This is a genomic window from Flavobacterium micromati, from assembly GCF_900129585.1.
GTDB classification, from domain to species: domain Bacteria; phylum Bacteroidota; class Bacteroidia; order Flavobacteriales; family Flavobacteriaceae; genus Flavobacterium; species Flavobacterium micromati.
Genome location: NZ_FQWF01000005.1, coordinates 171,602 through 197,616 on the forward strand (window position 1 = coordinate 171,602; position 26,015 = coordinate 197,616).

25 protein-coding genes, 1 tRNA gene and 1 pseudogene are annotated in these 26,015 nt (G+C 32.6%); 13 read left to right on the forward strand and 14 right to left on the reverse strand.

Annotated features, from left to right (window positions below):
- The first annotated feature begins 20 nt into the window (after positions 1-20).
- Positions 21-1,565 carry a hypothetical protein gene (locus tag BUB42_RS07020; protein WP_073018588.1) on the forward strand — a complete coding sequence of 515 codons (1,545 nt, stop codon included), beginning with the start codon at positions 21-23 and terminating at the stop codon, positions 1,563-1,565.
- Between the two features lie 34 nt (positions 1,566-1,599).
- Here the strand turns inward: BUB42_RS07020 and BUB42_RS07025 are convergent, their stop codons facing one another.
- Both BUB42_RS07025 and BUB42_RS16910 read right to left on the reverse strand, forming a co-directional pair.
- On the reverse strand, positions 1,600-1,824 hold the full coding sequence (locus tag BUB42_RS07025; protein ID WP_073018590.1) for a hypothetical protein: 225 nt from the start codon (positions 1,822-1,824) through the stop codon (positions 1,600-1,602).
- Between the two features lie 275 nt (positions 1,825-2,099).
- A pseudogene (locus BUB42_RS16910) lies at positions 2,100-2,270 on the reverse strand (transketolase C-terminal domain-containing protein); the annotation flags it as partial.
- 95 nt (positions 2,271-2,365) lie between these two features.
- On the opposite strand from BUB42_RS16910, the gene BUB42_RS07035 reads away from it, so the two are divergent.
- A complete protein-coding gene (locus BUB42_RS07035) occupies positions 2,366-2,671 on the forward strand; it encodes a DUF4160 domain-containing protein (RefSeq protein WP_073018592.1) in 306 nt (101 codons plus the stop codon).
- Positions 2,668-2,952: a DUF2442 domain-containing protein gene (locus BUB42_RS07040; protein ID WP_073018594.1), complete on the forward strand. Its 285-nt coding sequence runs from the start codon at positions 2,668-2,670 to the stop codon at positions 2,950-2,952. Before BUB42_RS07035 ends, BUB42_RS07040 begins: the two co-directional genes overlap by 4 nt.
- Before the next feature lie 109 nt (positions 2,953-3,061).
- Here BUB42_RS07040 and BUB42_RS07045 read toward each other — a convergent pair whose 3' ends face one another.
- A complete protein-coding gene (locus BUB42_RS07045; protein ID WP_073018596.1) occupies positions 3,062-5,038 on the reverse strand; it encodes an alpha-ketoacid dehydrogenase subunit alpha/beta in 1,977 nt (658 codons plus the stop codon).
- A gap of 171 nt (positions 5,039-5,209) precedes the next feature.
- On the opposite strand from BUB42_RS07045, the gene BUB42_RS07050 reads away from it, so the two are divergent.
- The 9 genes from BUB42_RS07050 (at position 5,210) to BUB42_RS07090 (ending at position 15,536) form a co-directional block, all read left to right on the forward strand.
- Positions 5,210-6,160, forward strand: a complete 951-nt coding sequence (locus BUB42_RS07050) for an isopenicillin N synthase family dioxygenase (RefSeq protein ID WP_073018598.1) — start codon at positions 5,210-5,212, stop codon at positions 6,158-6,160.
- 153 nt (positions 6,161-6,313) lie between these two features.
- Positions 6,314-6,643, forward strand: coding sequence for a translation initiation factor (locus tag BUB42_RS07055; RefSeq protein WP_073018791.1), 330 nt, complete (start codon positions 6,314-6,316; stop codon positions 6,641-6,643).
- Positions 6,644-6,769: 126 nt separating this feature from the next.
- Positions 6,770-7,639 carry a nucleoside phosphorylase gene (locus BUB42_RS07060; protein WP_073018600.1) on the forward strand — a complete coding sequence of 290 codons (870 nt, stop codon included), beginning with the start codon at positions 6,770-6,772 and terminating at the stop codon, positions 7,637-7,639.
- 95 nt (positions 7,640-7,734) lie between these two features.
- Positions 7,735-8,859 (forward strand): SDR family oxidoreductase, encoded by a 1,125-nt coding sequence (locus BUB42_RS07065; RefSeq protein WP_073018601.1) that lies wholly within the window; start codon positions 7,735-7,737, stop codon positions 8,857-8,859.
- Positions 8,860-8,895: 36 nt separating this feature from the next.
- Complete coding sequence (locus tag BUB42_RS07070) at positions 8,896-9,423, forward strand: GNAT family N-acetyltransferase (RefSeq protein WP_073018603.1); 528 nt, start codon at positions 8,896-8,898, stop codon at positions 9,421-9,423.
- Positions 9,423-10,274 carry a substrate-binding domain-containing protein gene (locus BUB42_RS07075; protein WP_073018614.1) on the forward strand — a complete coding sequence of 284 codons (852 nt, stop codon included), beginning with the start codon at positions 9,423-9,425 and terminating at the stop codon, positions 10,272-10,274. The genes BUB42_RS07070 and BUB42_RS07075 overlap by 1 nt, the downstream gene beginning before the upstream one ends.
- A 22-nt stretch (positions 10,275-10,296) precedes the next feature.
- Positions 10,297-11,229 carry a transglutaminase-like domain-containing protein gene (locus tag BUB42_RS07080; protein WP_073018616.1) on the forward strand — a complete coding sequence of 311 codons (933 nt, stop codon included), beginning with the start codon at positions 10,297-10,299 and terminating at the stop codon, positions 11,227-11,229.
- Between the two features lie 274 nt (positions 11,230-11,503).
- On the forward strand, positions 11,504-13,762 hold the full coding sequence (locus tag BUB42_RS07085; protein WP_073018618.1) for an acyl-CoA dehydrogenase family protein: 2,259 nt from the start codon (positions 11,504-11,506) through the stop codon (positions 13,760-13,762).
- 364 nt (positions 13,763-14,126) lie between these two features.
- Positions 14,127-15,536 carry a glycosyltransferase family 2 protein gene (locus tag BUB42_RS07090; protein WP_073018620.1) on the forward strand — a complete coding sequence of 470 codons (1,410 nt, stop codon included), beginning with the start codon at positions 14,127-14,129 and terminating at the stop codon, positions 15,534-15,536.
- Between the two features lie 237 nt (positions 15,537-15,773).
- Here the strand turns inward: BUB42_RS07090 and BUB42_RS07095 are convergent.
- A tRNA-Val gene (locus BUB42_RS07095) sits at positions 15,774-15,848 on the reverse strand.
- Between the two features lie 213 nt (positions 15,849-16,061).
- On the opposite strand from BUB42_RS07095, the gene BUB42_RS07100 reads away from it, so the two are divergent.
- Positions 16,062-17,846 carry an ABC transporter ATP-binding protein gene (locus BUB42_RS07100; RefSeq protein ID WP_073018622.1) on the forward strand — a complete coding sequence of 595 codons (1,785 nt, stop codon included), beginning with the start codon at positions 16,062-16,064 and terminating at the stop codon, positions 17,844-17,846.
- A 228-nt stretch (positions 17,847-18,074) separates the two neighbouring features.
- Here BUB42_RS07100 and BUB42_RS07105 read toward each other — a convergent pair whose 3' ends face one another.
- The 10 genes from BUB42_RS07105 to sufC all read right to left on the reverse strand — a co-directional run bounded on the left by BUB42_RS07105 (position 18,075) and on the right by sufC (position 25,974).
- Positions 18,075-18,527 carry an OsmC family protein gene (locus BUB42_RS07105; protein WP_073018623.1) on the reverse strand — a complete coding sequence of 151 codons (453 nt, stop codon included), beginning with the start codon at positions 18,525-18,527 and terminating at the stop codon, positions 18,075-18,077.
- Between the two features lie 20 nt (positions 18,528-18,547).
- Positions 18,548-19,504 (reverse strand): PSP1 domain-containing protein, encoded by a 957-nt coding sequence (locus BUB42_RS07110; RefSeq protein WP_073018625.1) that lies wholly within the window; start codon positions 19,502-19,504, stop codon positions 18,548-18,550.
- Between the two features lie 72 nt (positions 19,505-19,576).
- Complete coding sequence (locus tag BUB42_RS07115) at positions 19,577-19,912, reverse strand: hypothetical protein (protein ID WP_073018627.1); 336 nt, start codon at positions 19,910-19,912, stop codon at positions 19,577-19,579.
- 288 nt (positions 19,913-20,200) lie between these two features.
- Positions 20,201-20,611, reverse strand: a complete 411-nt coding sequence (locus BUB42_RS07120) for a BrxA/BrxB family bacilliredoxin (protein ID WP_073018629.1) — start codon at positions 20,609-20,611, stop codon at positions 20,201-20,203.
- Positions 20,612-20,801: 190 nt separating this feature from the next.
- A complete protein-coding gene (locus BUB42_RS07125) occupies positions 20,802-21,899 on the reverse strand; it encodes an Mrp/NBP35 family ATP-binding protein (protein ID WP_073018631.1) in 1,098 nt (365 codons plus the stop codon).
- A gap of 33 nt (positions 21,900-21,932) precedes the next feature.
- A complete protein-coding gene (locus BUB42_RS07130) occupies positions 21,933-22,865 on the reverse strand; it encodes a WD40 repeat domain-containing protein (protein ID WP_073018633.1) in 933 nt (310 codons plus the stop codon).
- A gap of 59 nt (positions 22,866-22,924) precedes the next feature.
- The gene (locus BUB42_RS07135) at positions 22,925-23,110 is read right to left on the reverse strand and encodes a hypothetical protein (protein ID WP_073018634.1); all 186 of its coding nucleotides are present in this window, start codon (positions 23,108-23,110) and stop codon (positions 22,925-22,927) included.
- A gap of 120 nt (positions 23,111-23,230) precedes the next feature.
- Positions 23,231-23,794 (reverse strand): DUF2480 family protein, encoded by a 564-nt coding sequence (locus BUB42_RS07140; protein WP_073018793.1) that lies wholly within the window; start codon positions 23,792-23,794, stop codon positions 23,231-23,233.
- Between the two features lie 105 nt (positions 23,795-23,899).
- Positions 23,900-25,204, reverse strand: coding sequence for a Fe-S cluster assembly protein SufD (gene sufD / locus BUB42_RS07145; RefSeq protein ID WP_073018636.1), 1,305 nt, complete (start codon positions 25,202-25,204; stop codon positions 23,900-23,902).
- An 11-nt stretch (positions 25,205-25,215) separates the two neighbouring features.
- Positions 25,216-25,974, reverse strand: a complete 759-nt coding sequence (sufC, locus tag BUB42_RS07150) for a Fe-S cluster assembly ATPase SufC (protein WP_073018638.1) — start codon at positions 25,972-25,974, stop codon at positions 25,216-25,218.
- Positions 25,975-26,015: the final 41 nt, after the last annotated feature.

Sequence of the window (26,015 nt, forward strand, 5' to 3'; positions counted from 1 at the left end):
TTAAACTTCTAAATTTTACAATGGCTAACCATCAAAAAGATTTCTTATTCGTATTGATAAAATCCCTTTCCAAATCGGAAAAAAGACAATTTAAGATATTTGCGAGTCGGCTAGAAACTAGTTCGAATACAAAATTTATTGAATTATTTAATGTTTTAGATAAGTCGGAAGCCTATGATGAAAGAATAATTTTAAAAAACGGAATTATAAAGAAAGTACAATTATCCAACCTTAAATCGTACTTATACAAACAAATATTAGTTAGCATTCGCTTGAATATTCCTAGCCAAAATATGCGTTATCAAATAAGGGAACAAATTGATTTTGCTGCGATTTTATATAACAAAGGATTGTACAAACAAAGTCTAAAAATTCTTGATAAAACAAAAATTCTCGCATTAGAAAACGATGAGAAATTGATGGCTTTTGAAATTGTAGAATTCGAGAAATTGATCGAATCTCAGTATATTACAAGAAGTATTCAAGGGCGCGCAGATGAATTAGTTGTACAAGCAAAAGATTTGAATTATCGAAATACTATTTCTAGTAAATTATCAAATTTATCTTTGCAATTATACGGAATCATGTTAAAAACAGGGTACGTAAAAAGTGATGAGGAACACCAATATATCGACAACTATTTTAATAAACATATCGCTAAATTAGACGAGAAAAAATTTGGCTTTCGCGAAAAATATTGGTTTTATAATGCAAATCTTTGGCGTAGTTTTCTAGTGCAAGACTTTTTAGGAAGTTATAAATATGCCTATAAATGGGTTACTCTTTTCTATCAAAATCCAAACATGATTTATCTTAATCCTGTGTTTTTTTTAAAAGGGAATCATTACTTGTTAGAATCTTTATTCATGCTTAAATATAAATCAAAATTTAAGAAATATCTGGTACAGCTAGAGGAAACAATCAATGATTCTAAATTCCCTGTTAATGATAATATCGCGTCATTATCTTTCTTGTATGTGTATAACAATAAATTAAATTTTCACATTTTAGAAGGCACATTTGCTGAAAGCGAATATCTAATTCCAGAGATCTTGCAAAAACTTAAGTTGCATAATGACCATCTAGACGAACACCATGAAATGATGTTTTTTTACAAAATAGCAAGCATCTACTTTGGAAATGAAAACTATGTCCAATCCATATTTTATTTAGAAAAAATCATAAATAATAAAAATCTTTCGATGCGTGAAGATTTAATGTGTTTTGCTCGATTGCTAAGTTTGATTGCTCACTATGAACTGGGAAATGACTATTATTTAGAAAATCATTTAAAAAGCACTTATAAATTTTTGATCAAAATGAATGATTTGCATGAAGTACAAAAGGAAATTATTAAATTTTTAAAAAGTTTAAATTCTATTTATCCAAGTGATATCAAAAAGGAATTCGTAAAAATGCGGGAGCGATTTATCGAATTAGAAAAAAATACTTATGAGAAAAGAGCCTTTCTTTATCTTGATATAATTTCTTGGCTGGAAAGCAAAATTAAAAACCAAAAAATCAGTGATATTATAAAGGAGAAAGCAAAATTAAGTAATAGATAATATGATTGACTTTTAATAAATTTAAATCTTGAATTTACTGAATTTCTTTTCGACCTCTAGTAATATCATCAAATGCTGCGCACTTTACATATTCTTGTTCGTCATCTATAAACATTGGTAAATAAACAAATTCAACTTCTGACAAATCTTCTTTTAGATAAAAAGCCATATCGTCCAGTTTAAAAAACCATTCTTTATCGAATTGAACTTTATTAATTGATGCTTCTTTTATCAATAATTTTTCTTTTAACGGCGTCATAAATAATGGTATATTTTATTAGTGCAAAATTAAAATTTCAAAATGTTGTTTCCAAATTTAACCTCAAATTTCTGTGTGAAAAATTTACTATCTTTATGTTTCACTAAAAATTAAAGATTATGAATGGATTTTTTAAAACAATACTAGCAGGTTATGGTGCTAAGAAGTTAGGCGGCGGCTGCTTTGGAACAATCATAATATTTATTATTATCTATTGGATCTTGGGTTATTTTTAGAATTTAATTGCCAAAATATTCTCATAATAATTTCTTTAATCAATATGCCAAAAGCTCTTTAAGATCTTTCTCAAATCTGCCTTTCGGCAAATACTGATCTTCTAACGCTTTTGTAAATGGAATGGGACTCTCTAAACTCGCAACACGCTTGACAGGTGCATCTAAATATTTGAAACAATTTTCCATTATCAATGCTGAAATATTAGCTGAAAAGGTAAATAAGATTAAAGCGAAATATTGGTATAAAAATTTACTTTCGTTATGAAAAGCAATTAAATTTTGTAAATTTGAATTAAATTGTATTTATGCCAAAATTATATGAATATTTAGGAATTCTCTTTTATTTTTATTCGAATGAGCATGAGCCAATACATATTCATGCAAAAAAAGCAGAATTTGAAAGCAAAGCAGAATTTTATATCGTCAACGGAATTATTTCAGAAATTAAAATTATTAGCGTAAAAGGAAAAAAACCACTTTTTGGCACTGAACTTAAAAACTTTCAGGCTTTCTTAGAACATTACGCTACTGAAATTGTAATTAAATGGATTGATTATTTTGTATACCACAAAGAAATCACCTTCGAAAAAATTACAAAAAAAATAAAATGATAATAGCAATTAATTATAGCGATGAAAGTGAAAGAGCGACAATCAATGTTATTGAAGCGATTTATATTAAGAGCTACATAATAAAGGTAATTTTTGACGATGAATCAGAAAGAATAATCAATTTTGAGCATTTTTTAAAAAAATCACAACATCCGTCCATTTCAAAATATTTAAACTTACATAATTTTAAAAACTTTAATATTGTCGATGGAAACTTAAACTGGAACGATTATGATATGATTTTCCCTGTTTGGGATTTGTATTTAGGAGACATCACTTAAATAATCAGTCCAAAATAAAGGTGAAAAAAAATTAATATCGAAAACTGAAATAATTAATTCTTTCTCTTTTTAGAAGTTTTTATTTAATTTACCAAAACAGTTTCTTAGATCAATATTGAAGTATATCAAATAATTCGTTTTCAAATCTGCCTTTCGGCAAATACTGATCTTCTAATGCTTTTGTAAATGGAATGGGACTGTCTAAACTCGCAACACGCTTGACAGGAGCATCCAAATATTTAAAACAATTTTCCATTATCAATGCTGAAATATCACTAGCTAATCCACCAAACATACTATCTTCCTGATAAATAATTGCTCGTCCCGTTTTTCTTACCGATGCGTAAATAGCTTCAGTGTCTAGCGGTTGTAAGGTTCTTAAATCAATTAAATCTGCTGAAATTTCAGGGTTTTTTTCTAAAGTTTCCCAAGCCCAATGCACTGCTGCACCAAAAGCAATAATCGTTACGGATGTTCCTACTTTTAATAAAGCCGCTTTTCCTAATGGAAGCGTGTAGTAATCCTTTGGCACCTCTTGGTAAACGCTTCTATATAATTGTTTGTGTTCAAAAAATAGCACCGGATTTGGATCATTTATCGATGTATTCAGTAGCCCTTTGGCATCATAAGGAAATGCTGGATAAACTACTTTTAAACCTGGTGTTTTTGTAAACCAAGCTTCATTAGTTTGTGAATGAAAAGGTCCCGCTTGTGTACCACCGCCACAAGGCATTCGAACTACAACATCTGCTTTTTCTAACCAGCGGTAATGTGATTTGGCCAACAAATTCACAATCGGATTAAATCCAGTCGAAACAAAATCAGCAAATTGCATTTCTACAATTGCTTTGTATCCGTTAATGGACAATCCCATTGCTGCCGAAACAACTGCACTCTCACAAATAGGAGTATTGATAACTCGTTCTTTTCCAAATTGCGCCATAAAACCATCTGTAATTTTAAACGCGCCACCATAATCAGCAATGTCTTGCCCCATGATTACTAAGTTTGGATGCCGTACCATTGATTCACGCAAGCTATTAGAAATAGCATCAATAAATCTTATTTTTTCATTTTCGGATGATGGGCTAATCTCTTCATATTGATAGCGTTTATACACATCATTTAATTCTTCGCTAAAAGTCGCCTCTATTTCTGGCTCTGCATTGGCAAAAGCCAAAGCTTCGTCAATTTCTTTTTTTATTTCAGTTTTTAAAGTCGAATCAAACTCTTCAGTCAGAATTCCATTCTTGCTCAAAAATTTTCTATACGTATTTACTGGATCTTTTATAGCCCACATATCCATAAGTTCTTGCGGAACATATTTAGTACCACTCGCCTCTTCATGGCCACGCATTCTAAAGGTTTTGAATTCTAATAAGACAGGACGCGGTTTTTCAATCATCGATACTTTCAATTCTGATAGAAGATTGAAAACGTCAAGAATATTATTTCCATCAACAATATGGCTTTCAATACCGTATCCTATTCCTTTATCAGCAAGGTTTTCACAGCGATATTGTTCATTAGTAGGAGTTGATAATCCATAACCATTATTTTCTACTACAAACATCACAGGGAGTTCCCAAACTGCTGCAATATTCAAAGCTTCATGAAAATCTCCTTCGCTAGTTGCTCCTTCGCCAGTAAAAACTGCGGTAATTTTGCCGTTTTTCTTCAATTTGTTTGCAAGCGCAATTCCGTCTGCTACTCCTAATTGAGGACCTAAATGCGAAATCATTCCAATAATTTTGTAGTGTTGCGTTCCAAAGTGGAAACTGCGATCACGACCTTTTGTAAATCCGTTCGCTTTTCCTTGCCATTGTGAAAAAAGACGGTATAATGGAATATCTCTACCAGTAAATACTCCTAAGTTTCTGTGCATTGGCAAAATGTACTCTTCTTTATCTAAAACGGCGGTAACTCCCACAGAAATTGCTTCTTGCCCAATTCCAGAAAACCATTTGGATACTTTGCCTTGACGAATTAAAATCAACATTTTCTCTTCTATGAGTCTTGGTTTAAGTAACTTTTTATATAAATCTAATAATTGAATATCAGTAAGATTTTTTCTATCGAAGATCATGTTTTTGCTTTTATAATAGATTTCAAAGATAAAAAAATATAACAGTTTGGTCTTGTTTTGTTATAAATTTTTAAGTTGTTTTTAAGTTTTAAAATTTAGATATAAAATTATTCTTTACATTTGTAATTGCAAGATTTTTGACCTTGCATTTTAAAAAAAATATGTAACAGTATGCAAAACATTCCTAGTGTTGACTTGCGTGATTTCCTGTCGGATGATCCGACACGTAAACAAAAATTTGTAAATGAAATCGGAAGTGCTTTTGAAGACATTGGCTTTGTAGCACTTAAAGGGCATTTTTTAGACGACCAATTAGTCGATGAATTGTATGGCGAAATTCGAAATTTCTTCACTTTACCATTAGAAACAAAACGCAGTTATGAAATCCCGGGAATTGGAGGACAAAGAGGCTATGTTTCTTTTGGAACAGAACATGCCAAAGGTCGGAAAGAAGGAGATTTAAAAGAATTTTGGCACTTTGGACAATACGTTTCTGAAGGTTCAAAATATGCCGATGAATATCCTGAAAATGTTGAAGTGGCAGAATTTCCTCGTTTTAATTTGGTTGGAAAAGAAGCATACCAAATGCTTGAAAAAACCGGAGTTTACGTTTTGAGAGCTTTGGCTATTCACTTAGGTCTCGATGAGTTTTATTTTGACAATTATGCCAAAGATGGAAATTCAATTTTAAGACCTATTCATTATCCTCCTATCACGTCAGAGCCCGAAAATGCCATTCGTGCCGCAGCACATGGTGATATTAACCTGATCACTTTATTGATGGGAGCACAAGGAAAAGGATTGCAAGTGCAAACACATGAGGGAGAATGGATTGATGCCATAGCTGAACCTGATGAATTAGTAATTAATGTGGGCGATATGTTATCTCGTCACACTAATAACAAATTGAAATCAACTATTCATCAAGTGGTAAACCCACCAAGAGAATTATGGGGAACTTCGCGCTATTCAATTCCGTTTTTTATGCATCCAGTAAGCGATATGCCATTAAACTGTTTAGAAAACTGTATTGACGCCGAAAACCCAAAGAAATTCGAGGACATTACTGCTGGAGCCTATTTATATGAACGTTTAGTTGATTTAGGATTAATTAAAAAATAAAAGCCTAAGTCCGCTGCAGCGGGAATTAAAACCAATTATTAAAAATTCCAAATTCCAAAAAAATGAGATTGTGTTTTAAATCACAAATTATTGGAATTTGGAATTTATTTTTTGGGATTTGATATTTATTCTTTGGAATTTAAATTAAAAATTATGGACTTACAAGACCAATTAAAAAATCTTTTTCCTGATCACGAGCCACTTCCTGAAGATCCAATTCAAAAGGAGGAACATCAATTATATGTTCAAAAAGAACCTATGATTTGTAAGTTTGAAAAGCGAAAAGGCAAAGCAACAACCATAATAGAAGGTTATGAAGGTATGGATGAAGATTTTAAAATTCTAGCCAAAGAAATTAAAACAAAATTAAGCGTTGGCGGAACTTTCAAAGACGACTCAATCATTATTCAAGGCGATTACCGCGATAAGATTATGGAAATTTTAAAGGGTAAAGGTTTTAAAGTGAAACGTGTTGGAGGATAGCCCCCTAACCCCCGAAGGGGGAATTAGAAATAAATAATTTTAAATCTTTTTTTTAAAATAAAATTAAATAGAACCATGTAAGTTCAGCAACATGCTTTACTATGTATAGGTTAAAACAATTATTACATGATACAATCATCAGAATTAATATTAAATCCAGACGGTAGTGTTTACCATTTGAATTTAAAACCAGAAAATATTGCGCATGATATAATTTTTGTAGGAGATCAAAATCGTGTTGAAAAAATCACTCAGTTTTTTGACAGTATTGAATTTTCTACTCAAAAAAGAGAATTTAAAACGCAAACAGGAATTTTTAAAGGCAAGCGAATTACAGTAATGTCTACCGGAATTGGACCGGATAATATTGATATTGTAATCAATGAGTTAGATGCATTGGTCAACATCGATTTAGAAACTAAAACACCTAAAGAAAAATTAACCTCGCTTAACATCATCAGGATTGGTACTTCAGGCTCGTTGCAAGCTGATATTCCTGTTGATAGTTTTGTAATGTCAAAATTTGGTTTGGGATTAGACAATATGCTGCGCTCTTATTTGATTGATGAAGTTTCAAATCCTGAAATGGAAGATGCTTTTGTAAAACATACCAATTGGGATGTGAGAAAAGGAAAACCTTACGTTATTGCTTGTTCTGCAAAATTAGAAAAAATGATCGAAAGTGATAAAATGCATAAAGGAATCACGGCCACCGCTGGTGGTTTTTACGGTCCACAAGGAAGGGTTTTGCGACTGAACATTCAAGATGAAGCTTTAAATTCTAAAATGGATAATTTTAGTTTTGGTGACAACCAAATCACAAATTTAGAGATGGAAACTGCGGCAATATATGGACTCTCGGCGCTTTTAGGACATAACGCACTTTCTTTGAACGCTATAATTGCTAATCGCGCTTCGGGAACTTTTAGCGAAGATCCGTACAAAGCAGTTGATGAATTGATTGCCTATACATTAGAAAAAATTGCTTTAGGATAAGAAAATTTAGTTTTCAAAATCTTACTCATTTGTGGTTTTAAAAAAGTTTTTATTATTTTTTTAAAACTACATTTGCTTTTTAGAATAAAACGATAATGAAAATAATACTTACAGGTGCAACAGGATTACTAGGATCTCAAATAATGTATGAAATATTAGAGTTTTTTATCAATAAAAAAATTGATGGCAAACTAATTATTTTTGCAAGAAATAAAGGTAAAAATTCAGCTTCCGATCGTATAAACGAACTTTTATCTAGTAGTTATACGCCAAAAAATATTCGAGATAAGGGAATAAAAAAACTGCATGAATATTTAGAAATTATTGATACTGATTTGGCATTAGTTCAGGAAACTGTTTTAAATGAAATTACAGATGCATATTTCATTCATTCTGCTGGATTTGTAAATTTATCGACTGATGAAGAACATCGAGAAAAGATTTTTGACGAAAACACTAAAATTACAAAAGCCCTTTTTGGTATATTTCATCCTTTCATAAAAAAATTCATTTATATAGGAACTGCCTTTTCTTCTGGAAATCGCAAAGGCATGATAGATAATGATTTTCATAATTTAGGATTTAAACCAGATCATCGAAACGCGTATGAAAATGCTAAATTTCACTCGGAAAATTTTATTGCAGAAGAATGTAAAAAAATCGGTTTGCCATTTCAAATTCTGCGTCCTAGTGTTATTGGAGGCAAGATGTTAAGTAAAGAGAATCCCTATTTTATTTCGAAATACATGGTATTTTATCTTTTGGCAAAATTCTTTTACGTTCTTTCTCAACGAAAAGGGAATCAAGAAAATATCCGTTTTATGATTAATGACGACACCGTACTGAATATTATTCCTGTTGATTATGTGGCTAAAGTAATTGTAAACTCCTTGGATAGAGACGATATTGAGCAACTCAATATTGTTCATGATAAAAGTTTCAATATGACGCACGGATTGCAAATAATTATGAAGGAAGTGGGATATTCTAATTATACGTTAGTCCCAAATTCAGAAGATTTTAAGTATGCGAATTCGATAGAAAAAATGTATTACGAAAGTATTGGCAAACATTTAAATCCTTACTTTACGACAACTGCCAATGAATACGACACTACTGTATTGAAATCAATTCTCGAAATACCAAAACTGGATCAAGACGCCTTAACAAATATGATTCGTTACGCAAAATTGAATAATTTTAAAGATATAAATGTATAATTAAAAAATAATTACAAATATCAGTAATTTAAAAATATGAATCTTATTCTAGAAACCGAACGATTGATTTTACGAGAAATGAAATTATCAGATGCGGATGCATTATTTGAAATGGACAGAAACCCCAATGTACATCAATATCTTTGGAATAAACCCATAACTGATACTAGTGAAGTTAATGCTTATATTGATAACGTTAGAAAGCAATATCTAGATAATAGAATTGGACGATTTGTGGTTGTTTTAAAAGAAACCAATGAACTAATTGGTTGGGCTGGATTAAAATATATTACCGAAATGGTCAATAATAAAATTAATTTTTATGATATTGGCTATCGATTGAATGAAAAATTCTGGGGAAAAGGATACGCAAGCGAAGCTAGTTTCGCATGGATTGAATACGGATTTTCCAAAATGAATATCAAAGTAATTGAAGCTGTTGCTCATAAAGATAACGTAGCATCAAACATCATCCTACAAAAAATTGGACTAAAAATGACGGATCAATTTATGGAAGACGACATTCCTTGGAATTGGTATGAACTAAATAATCCCAATACATAATGAAAACAATAAAAATTGCTGGAGTTCCAGAACATTTTAATTTACCTTGGCATTTAGCAATTAAAAATGGTGATTTCGAAAAAGAAAATATCGATTTGCAATGGACTGATGTTCCCGAAGGTACAGGTAAAATGTGCCAAATGCTTCGAAATGGTGAAACGGATATTGCTGTTATATTAACTGAGGGAATTGTAAAAGATATTACAGCTGGAAATCCCAGTAAAATTGTTCAAGTTTATGTTGAAAGTCCATTAATTTGGGGGATTCATGTCGCAGCTAGTTCCAGTTTTGAAACAATTGACGACTTAGAAAACAAAAAAATCGCTATTTCTCGTTTGGGTTCTGGATCACAGTTGATGGCGTATGTAAATGCAAATAAGCAAGGTTGGAAAACTGATAATCTGCATTTTGAGATTGTAAATACAATCGACGGTGCTGTGCAAGCTTTAACAAATGGAACTGCCGATTATTTTATGTGGGAGCATTTTATGACTAAACCATTAGTAGATCAAGGAATTTTTAGAAGAGTAGCTGACTGCCCTACTCCATGGCCTTGTTTTGTAATTGCCGTTTCTGATGAAATATTAGAAAAGCAACCTACAATAATTGCAACAATTTTAAAAATCATAAATAAAACAACGCAAGATTTCAAAAGCATTCCAAGTGTAGAGGAAACCTTAGCTTCAAAGTATTCACAGAAAACGGAAGATATTAGAGAGTGGCTTACTTTAACCCAATGGTCGCAAAATTCTTTATCGGAAGAAATGTTAAACAAAGTTCAAAACCAACTTTTTGAACTCAAAATCATAGATAAAAAAGGTACTTTTGAAGATATTGTAAAAGTAGTGTAGAGTGCCTCTTTTATTTTAACTTATGATAGAAATAAAAAAATTTAATTTTCAAGATGTCAAACAAAAGTTTCAGGTCAAAAAACCATGGGATGATGTGATAATTCTTATCTTAAATATTTTAATTGCATTACCGCTTTTTATCATCTTACATCAAAATTTAATCAATCCTAACTGGTTTTTAAACATTGATAGAGTTGTTCTTTTCGTAGCAATGGTTATTGTAATTCAGATAATTTTACGTTTGTTAAGAACCATTATTATTGTTTGTATTCTTTTATATTTAATTCTTTTGATCTATGGTTCAACTATTGGAAACTACGGATTTAACAGCGTTTATGAAGATTATAATTCAATGATGTACTCAATGTCTTACAATCCCTATCCGCAAGATATAATAATTGCAAAACTGCTTCCTTTCCCAAATAAATCGAAAATTATTAATGCAATTGAATATCAAAATCCTAAAATTAGAAATTTTGCTATCAAAGCAACCAGCGAGCATTTTAAAGAGATAAAAGGATATTCTGAATACCGAACCATAATTCAATGTTTTGCCGTATTCAAAGAAATTAATAGTAGATGGAACTATGTAAGCGATCCAAAAGCTGGTGATTACATTGCTACAGCAACGGAATCCTTGCTTTATTTTTCAGGTGATTGTGATGACCATTCTATACTCATGGCTGCGAGTGTGCGATCTATAGGAGGAACTCCAAGATTGATTCACACTAAAGGGCATATTTATCCAGAAATACTTATTGGATCACAAACTGATCTTGAAGCAATAAATTTTTTAATAAAAAATGAATTATTTCCAATTGAAAGTAGTGGTAAAAAACTTTATTATCATGTTGATGAAAGAGGACAAATTTGGATGAATTTAGATTATACCGCTAAATATCCCGGTGGGCCTTTTATGTCTGAGGAAATATTAGGTGCTTTAACTCTAGATTAAAAATAATATAATTTAAGCATCACTTGCTATTACATTTACAAGTTCAAATATTTTTGAAAAAATTATTTTGACTGTTTTTAGCTAAAAACGTATTTGAAATTTGCGCTATTCTTTACATTTAACTTAGATGCGTAATCCGCAATCATCTTTTGCAGCAGTTTTAGTTTAAAAATAAAGAGCTACTATTTTCATCAATATTTCCTTTCTCTATAGTTTTACCAGTCAACTTTGACTAAATTGAAAAAATAAAACTGACTGTACAATAAAATATATTATGGAAAATTCAAAATTAAAAGTATTTATACCATTCTTTAATCTTATTTGGTCCGATGACCTCTTAACTCAAAAAGAACATCTGATAATAAAAGATTTTATACAAGTACAAAACTGGCTAACAATAAACGAAAAGGAATTTCTTGCTTCTCAAATAGCTATCTCTAATCCACCTTCTCGAATTGTATTAACAACTTGGAAATCAGAAATTGATAAGGCTATAGCGCAAAATCCGCGTGTGCAATCGATCTTTGATATAGTGCTCGAACTATCTAACAACGATATTCTAATAAAAGGGCTTGCAACTGATTTTATCCAATTAGAAAATGATTTGGGAATTCTTGGTGAAGAAGTAGTCTCAAATTTTAAAAAAAATGCGACGACTTTTACTTCTACTCACCATTCGGCACCGACGTTTGAAATTGCAAAACTTACACAAATACTAGATGGAAAGCAATCAGCCATTATTCAAAAAGTAAAAGCAATTATAAGCAGACCTGAATTTGCTTACGAAACCTCCACTGATACCGCTATTTACCGTGAAAAAGTGTATGAATGGTGTAAAATTTTAGCAGACGAGAATTTGGGGAACATGGCCTATCCTAAAAAATATGGTGGCGGAGAAAACATAGCTGATTACTTTGCAATAATGGAAACGCTGAGTTATCATGATTTAAGTCTGGTGATTAAATTTGGTGTGCAATTTGGACTTTGGGGAATGAGCATTCATTCGCTTGGAACAGAAAAACACTATCAAAAATATTTAAAAGATATTGGCACACTAAAACTACCTGGTTGTTTTGCAATGTCAGAAACCAATCATGGTTCGAATGTAAAAGGTCTAGAAACTACCGCAACATATAACCACAAGGATAAAACATTCCTTATTCATACCCCACATGAAAAAGCCCAAAAAGAATATATAGGGAATGCGGCGGTTCATGGGCAAATGGCAACTGTTTTTGCAAAATTGATTATTGATGAAGTTGACTATGGTGTAAATGCTTTTGTTGTTCCTTTACGTGACGAAAACAATGTAATTTTGAAAGGAATTACAATCAAGGATTGTGGATTAAAAATGGGACTCAATGGCGTTGATAATGGAATAATTCGTTTTGACAATGTTATCATTCCAAAAGATAATATGTTAGATCGTTTTGCTTCTATAAATGACCAAGGAAAATTTGAAAGTCCTATTCCCAGTGACAACCGCAGATTTTTTACAATGTTAGGCACTTTAGTTGGAGGAAGAATTGGAATTCCAAGATCAGCTTTGGCTGCAGCCAAATCAGGACTAACAATAGCAATTAAATATAGCGACAAACGCAAGCAATTTGGTCCCGAAGGTGGTGAAGAAGTTTCGATATTAAATTATCGCATGCACCAACGAAGACTTTTTCCGCTGCTTGCAAAAACGTATGCGATACATTTTGCTTTGCAGTATGTAACTACTCGTTTTATAGAAAGAACTGAACTCGAAATGCCAGAAATTGAGGCACTAGCGGCTGGTATGAAAGCGTATGCGACTTGGAATACCACAGCGACTTTACAAGAGTGTCGCGAGGCTTGCGGCGGCAAAGGATATTTGTCTGAAAATAGAATTGGTGCTTTAAAAAACGATACAGAAATCTACACTACTTTTGAGGGTGACAATACCGTATTGATGCAATTAGTGGCTAAAAATAGACTAGCAGAATTCCGTAAAACGTATGGTAAAATGGACGCAATGGGAATTATAAGTTATGTATATGAAAACACCAAAACAGTAATCGCTGAGAAAAATCCAATTGTAACAAGAAAGACTGATGAAGCACATTTACTAGATTCTGCTTTTCATTTGAGTGCTTTTGAATATCGAGAGAAAACAATATTAGCCTCAGCAGCAAAGCGATTAAAAAAATTAATTATCGGTGGTTTAGAACCTTATGATGCCTTTAATGTGGTGCAGCACCAAATGATCGATGTTGCGCAAGCGTACTTAGATCGTATCGTTTTAGAACAATTTGTAAAAGCGTTAGAAAGTTTCGAAGATCCACAAAGTAAGGTTATAGTAGCTAAATTGAGCCAACTCTATGCACTTTCACAAATAGAAAAAAATAAAGGATGGTACCTTGAAGATGGATATTTAGAACCTGTTAAAACAAAAGCAATTCGGAAAATGGTAAACCAATTGTGCTGGGAACTTAGACCAGAAGCAGTTTCACTAGTAAATGCCTTTGCCATTCCAGATAGTTGTCTTGCTGCACCAATAGTAATGTAAATGACGTTGATTATAGAATTAAAAATTTGATTTCAACTACTATTTTAAAAACGCCTCAAAAATTTGAGGCGTTTTTGCATATAAAAGCAACTTTAAGATTTTAAAAGCACTTAACACACGGCACAAAAAATTAAATATTGAAAAACTTTTTCTATTTTAAAATTGATAATAAAAGATGATGTATTAGTTATAAAACCATTTGCCAAAATGCCAATAAAATTGGGTAAGTGAGATCGTATTGGGTAATTATTACTCAATCTTAAAAATCTCTGTACTTGCTAACTCCATGGTTCACAGCGTCTATTACTTTTGGAACAACAATTGGATAAGTGTTTTTAAATATTTCCAAACTTTTGTATTTAATATGAAAACACAAACTCTAATACCCACAAACATTTTATTCAATAGTCAAGAACAAAATGACACACTTATTTCTAAAGATTCTCGAAGTAAACTGAAAAACCGAATCGTTTTAACAGCAACAATGCTATTACTGCTATTAGGTGCTTCAACAGTGTACTTTTTTCAACCTGATTTTTCCGCATTTAATGAAAGTAGGATGAATTCGCCTGTTGGATTTACTTTTCTAGCAATCACAATAGTTTTATTATTATTTAAAATTTCGTTTTTATTGTATAATATTTATTTATACTTCCAATACAAAGTTATCGAATCTGTAACGGATGATTTATTGCCAACTTGTACTGTGATTGTACCTGCATACAATGAAGGAAATTTAGTTTTTCAAACGTTAATGAGCATCGCCAATAGCGATTTTCCAAAACATAAATTACAAATTTTAGCAATTGACGATGGTAGTAAAGATGATACTTGGTCTTGGATGAAAAAAGCGAAAGAACAATTAGGAGATCAAATAGTAGTTCTTCAACAACCAGAAAATAAAGGCAAAAGACATGCATTGTATCGTGGATTTAATTTGGGAACAGGTGAAATATTTGTGACCATTGATAGCGATTCAATTATTAAATCCAATACATTGCGAAATTTAGTTAGTCCTTTTGTAACAGACCAAAAGTGTGGAGCTGTAGCTGGAAATGTTCGTGTTTTAAATAACAAAAATGCGATCTTACCAAAAATGCTTAACGTAAGTTTTGTTATGAGTTTTGAATTCGTAAGATCAGTTGAAAGTCAATTGGGTAGTGTCTTATGTACTCCTGGAGCCTTAGCCGCGTATAGAAGCTCAGCTGTTTTTAAATGTCTTCCAGAGTGGATTAATCAAACTTTTATGGGTGCCGCCTCTGATATTGGCGAAGACCGAGCAATGACCAACATGATTTTAAAACAAGGAAAAAAAGTACTTTTTCAACGAAATGCAATTGTGCTTACTGATGTACCAGAAAAGTATCAAGGATTGTACAAAATGTTTATTCGTTGGGGACGAAGCAATGTTCGTGAAAATCTAGCTATGGCAAAATATGTTTTTACAAATTTCAAAAAAGAGTCTAAAGTAGGAACAAGATTATTGTTTGCAAACCAATTCTTAACATTGGCTATGACTTACCCATTTCTATTATTCATGTTGTATTTTATTGTGGTACATCCCCTATTATTTTTAAGCAGTACGCTTTTAGGAATATTGATAATTTCAAGTTTTCCAGTACTTTTCTATGCTAAAAGATATAGTGCGTCAGAATCATTGTGGGCTTACGCTTATAGCATTCTATTCACATTTGGATTATTTTGGATTTCACCGTACGCAATTGCAACGGCTGGTAAGAGTGGATGGTTGACACGTGAATTACCGCAAAAGTAAATAGCATCATTATTACCAAGATCAAAGATTATATGTTTTCAAAAATAAAGAGTATCTGTCGAGTCTGATCAATATACAAATTCTCTTTACCAATCTTTTATAAAACGAACCGTCTCATCATTTTTTGAGATGGTTTTTTTGTACTTAATTTTTTAAGTAAAAAATACTTTTATAGCTCCTATCGAAAAATTTCCAATTTTAGCAAAAAAAAACTCCTCAATTTCTTGAGAAGTTTTGTGGGCGATGAGGGGTTCGAACCCCCGACCCCCTCGGTGTAAACGAGGTGCTCTGAACCAGCTGAGCTAATCGCCCTAAAGTGCTTTAGCAATTTTCGTTACCGTTATTTCTGGTGCAAATATACAGTTACAAATGGTATTCGCAAGCACTTTTTAGAAATAAATTATAAAAAATAGGCATTAATTTTCTTTTCCACTCTTTTACAGCATTTTAAATAAGGGACTAATCGATATGATTTTTTTGTATTGACTTGCTATAGTCTTACCTTTGCCGCATAAATAATAAATGATGGCAAGATTCAAAGAAAATGATTTACCCAAATCAAAAATTACAGCTACTTCTCTCAATAAAGCACTAATTATTTTTAAGTATGCAGGCAATCATAAATGGAAATTTTATGTTGGTTTAGTTTTTCTACTCTTTACCGGTGCGACTGCCCTAGCCTTTCCTAAATTGATGGGAATGCTTATAGATTGTGTAAAAAATAGAGATATGTCTCAGGCTAATTATATTGCGCTTGGTTTAGTTGTCATATTATTTATGCAATCCATCTTTTCTTTTTTCAGACTCTATTTATTTGTAAATTTTACCGAGCATACGTTAGCAAACCTGAGATTGGCTTTATACAGTAATTTGGTAAAACTTCCGATGTCTTTCTTTTCGCAAAAACGAGTTGGAGAATTAAATAGCCGCATTAGTTCTGATATAACTCAAATTCAAGATACATTGACCTCGACAATTGCTGAGTTTTTAAGGCAATTTATTTTAATTATTGGAGGCGTTTTTTTATTGGCAAATGAAAGTATCAAATTAACACTCTTGATGTTATCTGTTGTGCCACTAGTTGCCGTTGCAGCAGTAATTTTCGGTAGGTTTATTAGAAAATATTCCAAAAGTGTTCAAGATAAAGTTGCTGAAAGCCAAGTTATTGTTGAAGAAACAATGCAAGGAATCTCCATTGTTAAGGCTTTCGCCAATGAATGGTATGAAATTGCACGTTACAATGGTAAAATTAAAGAAGTCGTTGCCATTGCTATAAAAGGAGGAAAATATAGAGGGTATTTTGCGTCCTTTATTATATTCTGTCTCTTTGGTGCCATTGTCGCTGTTGTGTGGTTTGGCGTTCGTTTAAGTATTAGTGGCGAAATGAGCGTTGGACAATTGATTTCATTTGTACTGTACTCTACTTTTGTTGGGGCCTCGTTTGGCGGAATTGCTGAGCTTTATGCCCAAATCCAAAAGGCAATTGGAGCCACAGAGCGTGTATTTGAATTACTAGATGAATCGCCAGAAAAAATTAATTCAGTTCAAAATGCAGCGACTCAAAAAATAAAAGGGGATGTAACTTTCAAGAATGTAAAATTTAGTTACCCATCCCGTAAAGAGATCAAAGTTTTAAAAGACGTTAATTTCACAGCTAAATTTGGTCAAAAGATCGCTATTGTTGGACCAAGTGGGACAGGAAAATCAACAATTGCTTCATTACTATTGCGTTTTTATAATGTTGATAGCGGAGAAATATTAGTTGATGGAAAAAACATTTACGATTTTGATTTGGAACAACTTCGCGGAAACATGAGTATCGTTCCTCAAGATGTAATTTTGTTTGGTGGAACGATTAAAGAGAATATTGCGTACGGAAAACCGGATGCATCAGATGAGGAAATTCTTTTAGCAGCAAAACAAGCTAATGCTTTTACTTTCATCGAAAGTTTTCCTGAAAAATTTGAAACGCTCGTGGGCGAAAGAGGAATTAAATTATCTGGTGGACAAAGGCAACGTATTGCAATTGCAAGGGCATTACTCAAGAATCCAAGTATTTTAATTTTAGATGAAGCAACTTCTTCTCTAGATAGTGAAAGTGAAAAATTAGTTCAAGAAGCGTTAGAAATTTTGATGCAAGGAAGAACAAGTATTATTATAGCGCACAGACTCTCAACTATACGAAGTGCTGATCAAATTTTAGTTTTGGATAATGGAAAAATTACAGAGCAAGGAACACATCAGGAATTAATTGCTTTAGAAAATGGAATCTATAAAAATTTAAGCAATTTGCAGTTTAGTAATTCTTAATTCTTTACCCCGCTCACTCTCTCTAACATAGATATAATTTTATCTTTTTTATTTGAGTTTACATTTTGTGATTTCCAAATTTCGATTTGGAAATCACTAATAATTAGGAATAAGCTCCCTCAAATTTTATGATGGAAAACAGATAGTGAAACTATACAATAAAAAACATCTTTGTTAAAATTTGACTGGCAGATGAGTTGCAAAGTCCTATTGACAATTTATACTTTATTAAAATACCGGCTCAATAATTATTTCCGTTAAAACCGAGTTTGCAATAAAACATTCCATGTGCGCACGATGGTGTATTTCATTTATTGTAGTTTCATCCGGAATGTTATCTCCTGTAAAAGTTATTTTTGGCCTAAGATAAAGTTTTGTTATAGCCATTCTTGATAATTCATTTTTTTCCAAAATAGCTACAGCATTATCTTCATAAAATAATATGGTGTATTTTTTCATTGATGCAAGTGCAAGAAAAGTAAGCATGTGGCAGCTTGCTAATGAGGCAGCAAAAGCTTCTTCGGGGTTTACAAATTCTTTTTTGCCAAGATATTCTGGTGCAGCAGAGGCTGTAAGAACATTACCGCCTCCAAATTTCCAGCTGTGAGTTCGATCATAATTTTTATACGAGAAATCAGCTGAATCATTTTTCCAACTTATAGCAACTTTATGTTCTGACATGGTTGTTTAATTTTAACTTATTATAACGGTTTGCGTTTCTTATTTTTAAGATTGTTTTTTTTAAGCTCACTTTCTTTATTATCAAAACGAGTTATACTATCCTGACCTACAACATTTACATAAGACAAAGGCTTAGGAACTGCAGATTTTTTGCGCGTGTGCGATTCATCGCTGCAAGCATCTGATTTAAGTTGTTGGTTATCTTCACTTTCATCAATGATATAGCATTCAAATTTATCTCCTTGTCGCTTATATAAAGAATTTTTTTTGTGAAGAGATACCCAAGGAGAATCGGTTTTAAAATTAGTTGACCAAGTTTGGCAACACATATAGCTTCCACAAGGACCAATATCGCCAATACGATTTGCTTCCTCTCGTGACCCAATTTGTCGCATCTCAATGCGTATGTGAAATGCTTCCGAAAGATGTTTTATTAACTCGCGAAAATCCACACGTCCTTCGGCGGTGTAATAAAATGTAGCTTTAGATTTATCGCCCTGATAATCTACATCGGTCAGTTTCATAGATATTCCGAGCTCTCTAGCTATAGAACGTGCTTTTAACATCGTTGGTAATTCACTCTCTTTGGCAACCTTCCATTTATTTGCATCGTAGGGTGTGGCTTTCCGATGGATTTTTTTAAAGATATCTTCCTTATGCACCTTTTTCTTCCTAAGCTGTAAATGCACTAGTTCACCTGTTAAGGAAACTTGTCCAATATCATATCCACCTATATTACCCTCGACAACAACTAATTCTCCGTTTTTTAAATCTATATTTTGATCATTCAAATAGAATTCCTTACGGGATCCTTTGAATTTAATCTCTATAATATTGTAAACTTTATCATCACCTGGTATAATAATATTAGATAGCCAGTTGAATACATCTGATTGGCTTCGACCATAGGTATAATTTGAGTCGGTACTTGTAGTTTTACTTGGTACAAAAGAACCTTCTGTTGAATAATTTTCCATATTAACCTATATTAATTCTCTTTCGAGGGTGTGTAAAAATTTGAAATGTCTGTTTTATATAAAACATGCAAATCATAAAAATCCATCTTCATCAATTCCTAACAGCGCATTACAAGCTTCTTGTAATTCTAATTGCGTTTTTTTATTGTCCGTTTTTTTGGCAATCTCAATTCCTTTTCTATAAATTTCTATCGCTTTCTCCACTTCATCTAGCGACTCATATAATTTTCCTAATTGATAATAACTCGCTAAATAATTTATATCATCGTTAATCAATTTTAAAAAGCAATCTCGCGCCAAGTCATTTTCTTTAACCAAAACATATTCCAATGCTAAAGCATATTTTAGAAAAGAGTCGTTGCTATCCTCCTCTAAAAATTCTTGTAATTGTGCAATCCTACTATTCATTTCTTTATTTTTTTGGTGGACGTATAATAGCGTTTAAAAGTCTATTTTAAAATAATTTGATGCCAAATTTATGAATATAATCAACTTGTTTCTAACACTAAAAACGAGCATTAAAATCATAAACATTGAAACAAACCAAGTTAATACATCTGTTCATTTTATAAATGATTAGTCAGCTATAACTTTATTTTTGTCTATTGTAAGCATTAATAAACGGTTTTACATTCAAAATCAGGAAGCAATTTGTCTATAATCATCGCTTTATATTAGTAGCTGATTTTTTGTTGATTAACAGAACGCCTCATAAGCGGCCTTTAGGTTTTCGGCAATCAAATCTTTGGATCTTCCTTCAATATGATGACGTTCTACAAAATGAACTAATTCTCCGTCTTTGAACAAGCCTACACAAGGCGATGAAGGAGGATAAGGAAAAAAATGTTTGCGTGCTTGTGCAGTGGCTTCGGTATCAAAACCTGCAAATACAGTTGTAATTCGGTCAGGGCGTTTATTCGCGTCCAATGAAAGTTTTACTCCAGGTCGAGCGGCACCAGCAGCGCATCCGCAAACTGAATTGACAACTACCAAGACTGTGCCTTTTGAGTTAATGGCAGCATCTACTTGTTCAGCGTTACGAAGATCTTCAAAACCAACATTGGTAAGTTCTTCCTTCATTGGCATTACTAATTGTTCTGGATACATAGTGTTTTATTTTTATTTTAAAATGAAATTGAAGATTTTGTGGAGACCTTCTTTAACTCTGTGAAATTTTAATTTATAATCGTAATTATAGAACATTCACTAGACTCTAGATTAAAAACGGAATTAAAGTTATGTTTTGTAAGTCCTTTAATTAGAATATTGATTGATAAAAATCGTCATTTAATTGTTTTTACCATTTAATTTCCGCCACTTTAACCAGTGGAACTTTTGCATTTTGTATCGATACTTGCTGCGCTACCTTACGTGCCATTTCCATGTAAGCAATCGCTTGCGGTGTGTTTTCCTGAAGTACAGCTGGCCGACCTAAATCCCCCGATTCACAAATACTTTGCACCAATGGTATTTCGCCCAATAACGGAACTTCTAATTCTTCCGCAAGTTTTTTTGCGCCGTCTTTACCAAAAATATAATAGCGTTTTTCAGGCTCGTCGGGCGGACTGAAATAAGCCATATTTTCTACAATACCTAAAACGGGAACATTTATTGAAGGTAATTGAAACATGCCAACTCCTTTTTTGGCATCAGCCAAAGCCACAAATTGAGGTGTACTTACAATCACCACTCCGTTCAAAGGAACGGCACCAACCAATGATAAATGAATGTCGCCGGTTCCGGGAGGTAAATCAATAATCATATAATCCAATTCTCCCCAATCTGCTTCCTGAAACATTTGGACAACCGCTTTTGATGCCATTGGTCCACGCCAAACTAGGGCTTGGGAAGTATCTACAAAAAATCCAATTGACAATAATTTGACACCAAAACTTTCTATTGGAATCATTTTATTTACGCCGTTAATTTCCTTACTTATTGGCTTTGCATCCATGACATCAAACATAATGGTTTGCGAAGGACCATAAATATCGGCATCTACCAAACCAACTGATGCGCCTAGTTTCACCAAAGCCAAAGCTAGGTTAGAAGCAACTGTTGATTTCCCTACACCACCTTTACCAGATGCAACTCCAATAATATTTTTGACTTTTGGCAATAAAGGACCATTGCCGTTACTGGAGGTAACATCGGATGTCATTTTGACATTTACAGTCGCTTCTTCATCTATAAAATGCAAAATAGAATTTACACAAGCTTTATGAATCAGTTCTTTCATTGGGCAGGCCGGAGTGGTCAATACGACAGTAAAACTTACATTTTTACCCTCTACTTCTAAATCCTTTATCATCCCCAGAGTTACCAAATCTTTTTTTAAATCAGGGTCTTCTACATTTTTTAAAGCTTCTAAAACTTGTTCTTTTGTAATATCCATTTTTTGCCTCCTTCTATTTTTTTAACTTTTCTTTTAAACACTAGTTACTTCTCTTACCATAACCATTTTATCATCCCCTACAGAAACCAAATAATTATTATAGGTAGTCCAAATTAATTTGTTTACCGAATGGGTATGAGCATCAAAATTTTCTTTTGTGATGCGTTGTAGCAATTGAAACGTTTTTGAATCCCAAATTTTGATGGTTTTATCACGGCTGGCAGTGGCAAATAAGGTAGCGTCTGGACTAAATACAATGTCGTAAATTGCCCAATTGTGTGCCGCAATTGACTGTACTAATTCATAATTTTCTACTTGCCAAATGTTTAAATGAGCATCTCTTCCTCCTGCCAAAAGGAATTTGCCATCTGGGCTATATCGCACGACATTTGATGCAAGTTTGTGCGCAATAAAATCTTTTTTATATTCCAGGGTATGCAGATCAAATACAAGAATATAGCAATCACCCAAGGCAACCGCTATTTCGGAAGTGATATAATTAAAATCAATGCTGCGTACTTTCTCGTGTGATAATTTTTTCATTTTTATTAACGACAAAGTATCGAGTGAGCAAACGGCAAAATTACCATCGCCACCAGCAGTATAAAAACAATTGGTTTCTAATGAATATTTTATATCGAAAACGGGCGCCAGATGGTGTTGCAGTATTTTAATTTCTTCTTTTTTCTCTAAATCAATTATGTGAATACTTCCGGTGGTTGTTCCCGCCAGTACTATATTTTTTTCAGGAATATGGCAAATTGTATAAATAGGAGATGGCAAAGAAGTTGTAAATTTTTCGGCCTGCAAGGTTTCTAAATTCCAAAGCGCAATAAACCTGTCGCTGCCGCCCGTAAAAACAGTATGTTCAGATTTGCCTTTATCCATTGCATATACACAGCCGCTATGGCCGGAAAGTGTTGCTATGTGTTTTAAATCAATACTCAATTTTTTTATTGTCTCCATTTTATTTTAAAAAATTATGCCTAACCATTTTTCATAGAAAAATGTAAACTAGTTCTTTGTTAAATTATTAAATACACCCAATGTGCATTAATTAATAATTTTTGCTTCAGGATACTTGTCTTTCCATATTTCGAAAGCCCCATGCTTCTTACGGTTATTATTGTTTTATAATCCAATTGTATTTTAATTTTGGGACGATTATCAATAATTATTTCGCTTATCTTTTTTATTTCTTTTGTTTTCATAATATTCCAATTTTAATTCCTCTGATTTAAAGATTTATAAAGTCGTTTATGCTCTTTTGGATTGTACAGTTGGCTATTCTGTTCCTCTTGCAGAATAGAATATTTAGTCGTTTTCCAAATTTAAATTTGTTTGGGTTGTTTGTATAAAGGAACCATAGAACAAGCTTCACCATACATGATACTTTTTGCAACTGGGCGTAGAAGCCTAGTGATTTCCACATAAGCTGCTGTAGGAACCGGCAGATGACCGCAACCTTTTATCACAATACGGGCATCTTTATATTCATCGAGATTAAGTTTGTTAAGTATTTCGTTATACAAAATGGTTTCGAGCGTTTCTAAATCTCCAAACACAACCCTTTTTACAAAAGGCTCTAGGTGTATTACTAACAACATGTAGGCCCAACTTGGAACTACAGCATCGGCAGAGCAAATAAGTGCAACATACTTGTCAGTGTATTTACTCCAATCTTCGTTTTTAACAAATTCCCGAAAGTCTTTTTCCTTTAAAATTAAACCTTGAAACAACTGTTCTTTTATATCAAATACTACACGCTCGCCCGGGGAATAATACGTTTCCAAGTCGATGGTTATAATGCCGCTTAATGCTACTTTATTAATTATCCCCACTCCATCGCTCGCTAAAGTGGAAGAGACAGCGCTATTTGAATCTTTTTTGTTCATCATTTATATTTTTTGCTCCTGCCCGCCGCCGCGGGAGGTTGGATTTGGATTTTACATAAATCCTAGTTGCAATTCAGCCTCTTTACTACTATTAAGCCATTTTTATTATTCAAATGTTTTAGCAATTTTTGCTTCAATGTATTCACGCAAAGCCTCAATTTTTACAGTATTTACAACTTCAGAAGCAAATGCGTGCATCAATAATTTTTTAGCATTGGTTATACCTATGCCTCGTGCTTGTAGGTAAAATATTTTTTCTTGATCTAATTTGCCCGTAGATGTCCCATGCGAACATTTTACATCATCGGCATAAATTTCTAATTGGGGTTTTGTATTGATTGTTCCGTCTTCGCTTAATAAAATATTTTTATTGGATTGAAATGCATTTGTTTTTTGCGCATCTTTTCTAACAAATATTTTTCCATTAAAAGTAGCGGTTGACTTTCCGTCAATAATCCCTTTGTACAACTCGTTGCTATTGCAATTTGGCTTTCGGTGATCTACCACGGTATGATTATCAACTATTTGTTTCCCATTAGTTATATACAATCCGTTTAAATGCGATTCAATATGTTCGTCATCTAAAACGATAGTCAAATTATTGCGAACTAATGCGCCACTCAACGTAAAGGTATGCGTAGAAAATACACTTTGTTTTTTTTGAATTACTTGCGTAGTATTCAACAAATATCCGAAATCGTCATTTTCATCTTGAATTTTATAATGATCAACAATTGCATGCTTATCTACTACAATTTCTGTTAATGCATTATTGAATATTTTTGCTTTAGAATCAACTGTTTGATAGGATTCTACTATTTTTACTTGAGCATTTTCATCAATCACGATTAAATTACGTGGATGAATTATCGTATTTTCGAATGCTGTTGCAATATGAATAATGTGAATGGGTTTTTCAATTATTACATTTTTTTCAATATGTATAAATACGCCATCTTTAGTCATAGCCGTATTTAATGCAATAAATGGGTCGGCATTTACATCTGCATATTGTGAGTAATGTTTTTCAAAAACTGGCGAACTGCTTTTTGATGCATCGACTAAACTACATATTGTTAACCCTTTTGGAAGATGTTCTAAATTGGACAATCCTTCCACTAAAATGCCGTTTTCAATAATTACAACATACGCTCCTTTCAAAAATTTCAGTTCTTCAATTTGCTCATCGCTACAGTTTTTAGTTGTTGAGAAATTAAATTCTCCTTTCAACATTGAAGCTATAGGAGTATATTTATATTCTTCATGCTTTCGGTCTGGAATGCCTTGTTTATAAAAGCTTTCCATAGACTGATCACGAAGCTGAGTATCACCGAATAAAAATAATTTTGATGTCTCAAATTCAAAAATCAATTTATCTTTTATCGTACCTGTCTTATTAGCTGTTTCCATTTTGTACTAAATTAAGCTTCTATTTCTTCTACTTCTTTTATAAAATCATATCCTTTTTCTTCTAGCTCTAAAGCCAATTCTTTTGACCCCGATTTTACAATTTTTCCATTGTATAATACGTGGACTACATCAGGGATAATATAATCCAACAACCTTTGATAGTGTGTGATCACAATGGTTGCGTTCGCTTTCGATTTTAATTTATTTACTCCGTTGGCAACAATTCGTAACGCATCGATATCAAGCCCACTGTCGGTTTCATCAAGTATTGCTAATTTTGGTTCCAGCATTGCCATTTGAAATATTTCATTTCGTTTTTTTTCACCACCGCTAAAACCTTCGTTTATAGAGCGACTGATAAGTGCTCTGTCTATCTCAACTAAGGCTTGTTTTTCTTTCAACAATTTTAAAAAATCTTTTGCTTCCATTGGTTCCAAACCTTTGTAAGCACGAATTTCGCCAATGGCTGTTTTTAAAAAATTGATATTACTTACTCCCGGAATTTCAATGGGATATTGGAAAGCAAGAAATATCCCTTCTCTGGCTCTGTCTTCAGCTGCAAGTTCCAACAGATTTTTTCCGTTATAAATTATTTCACCTGCTGTAACTTCATATTCTGGACGTCCAGCGAGTACTGCTGATAAGGTGCTTTTTCCGGAACCATTTGGTCCCATAATAGCATGTACTTCTCCAGCTTTTATTTCTAAATTAATTCCTCTTAGTATTTCTTTCCCGTCAATTGACGCGTGTAGATTTTTAATTGATAACATGTTTTTATTATTTTTAAGTTAAAATGTATAGGTTTTAAAAG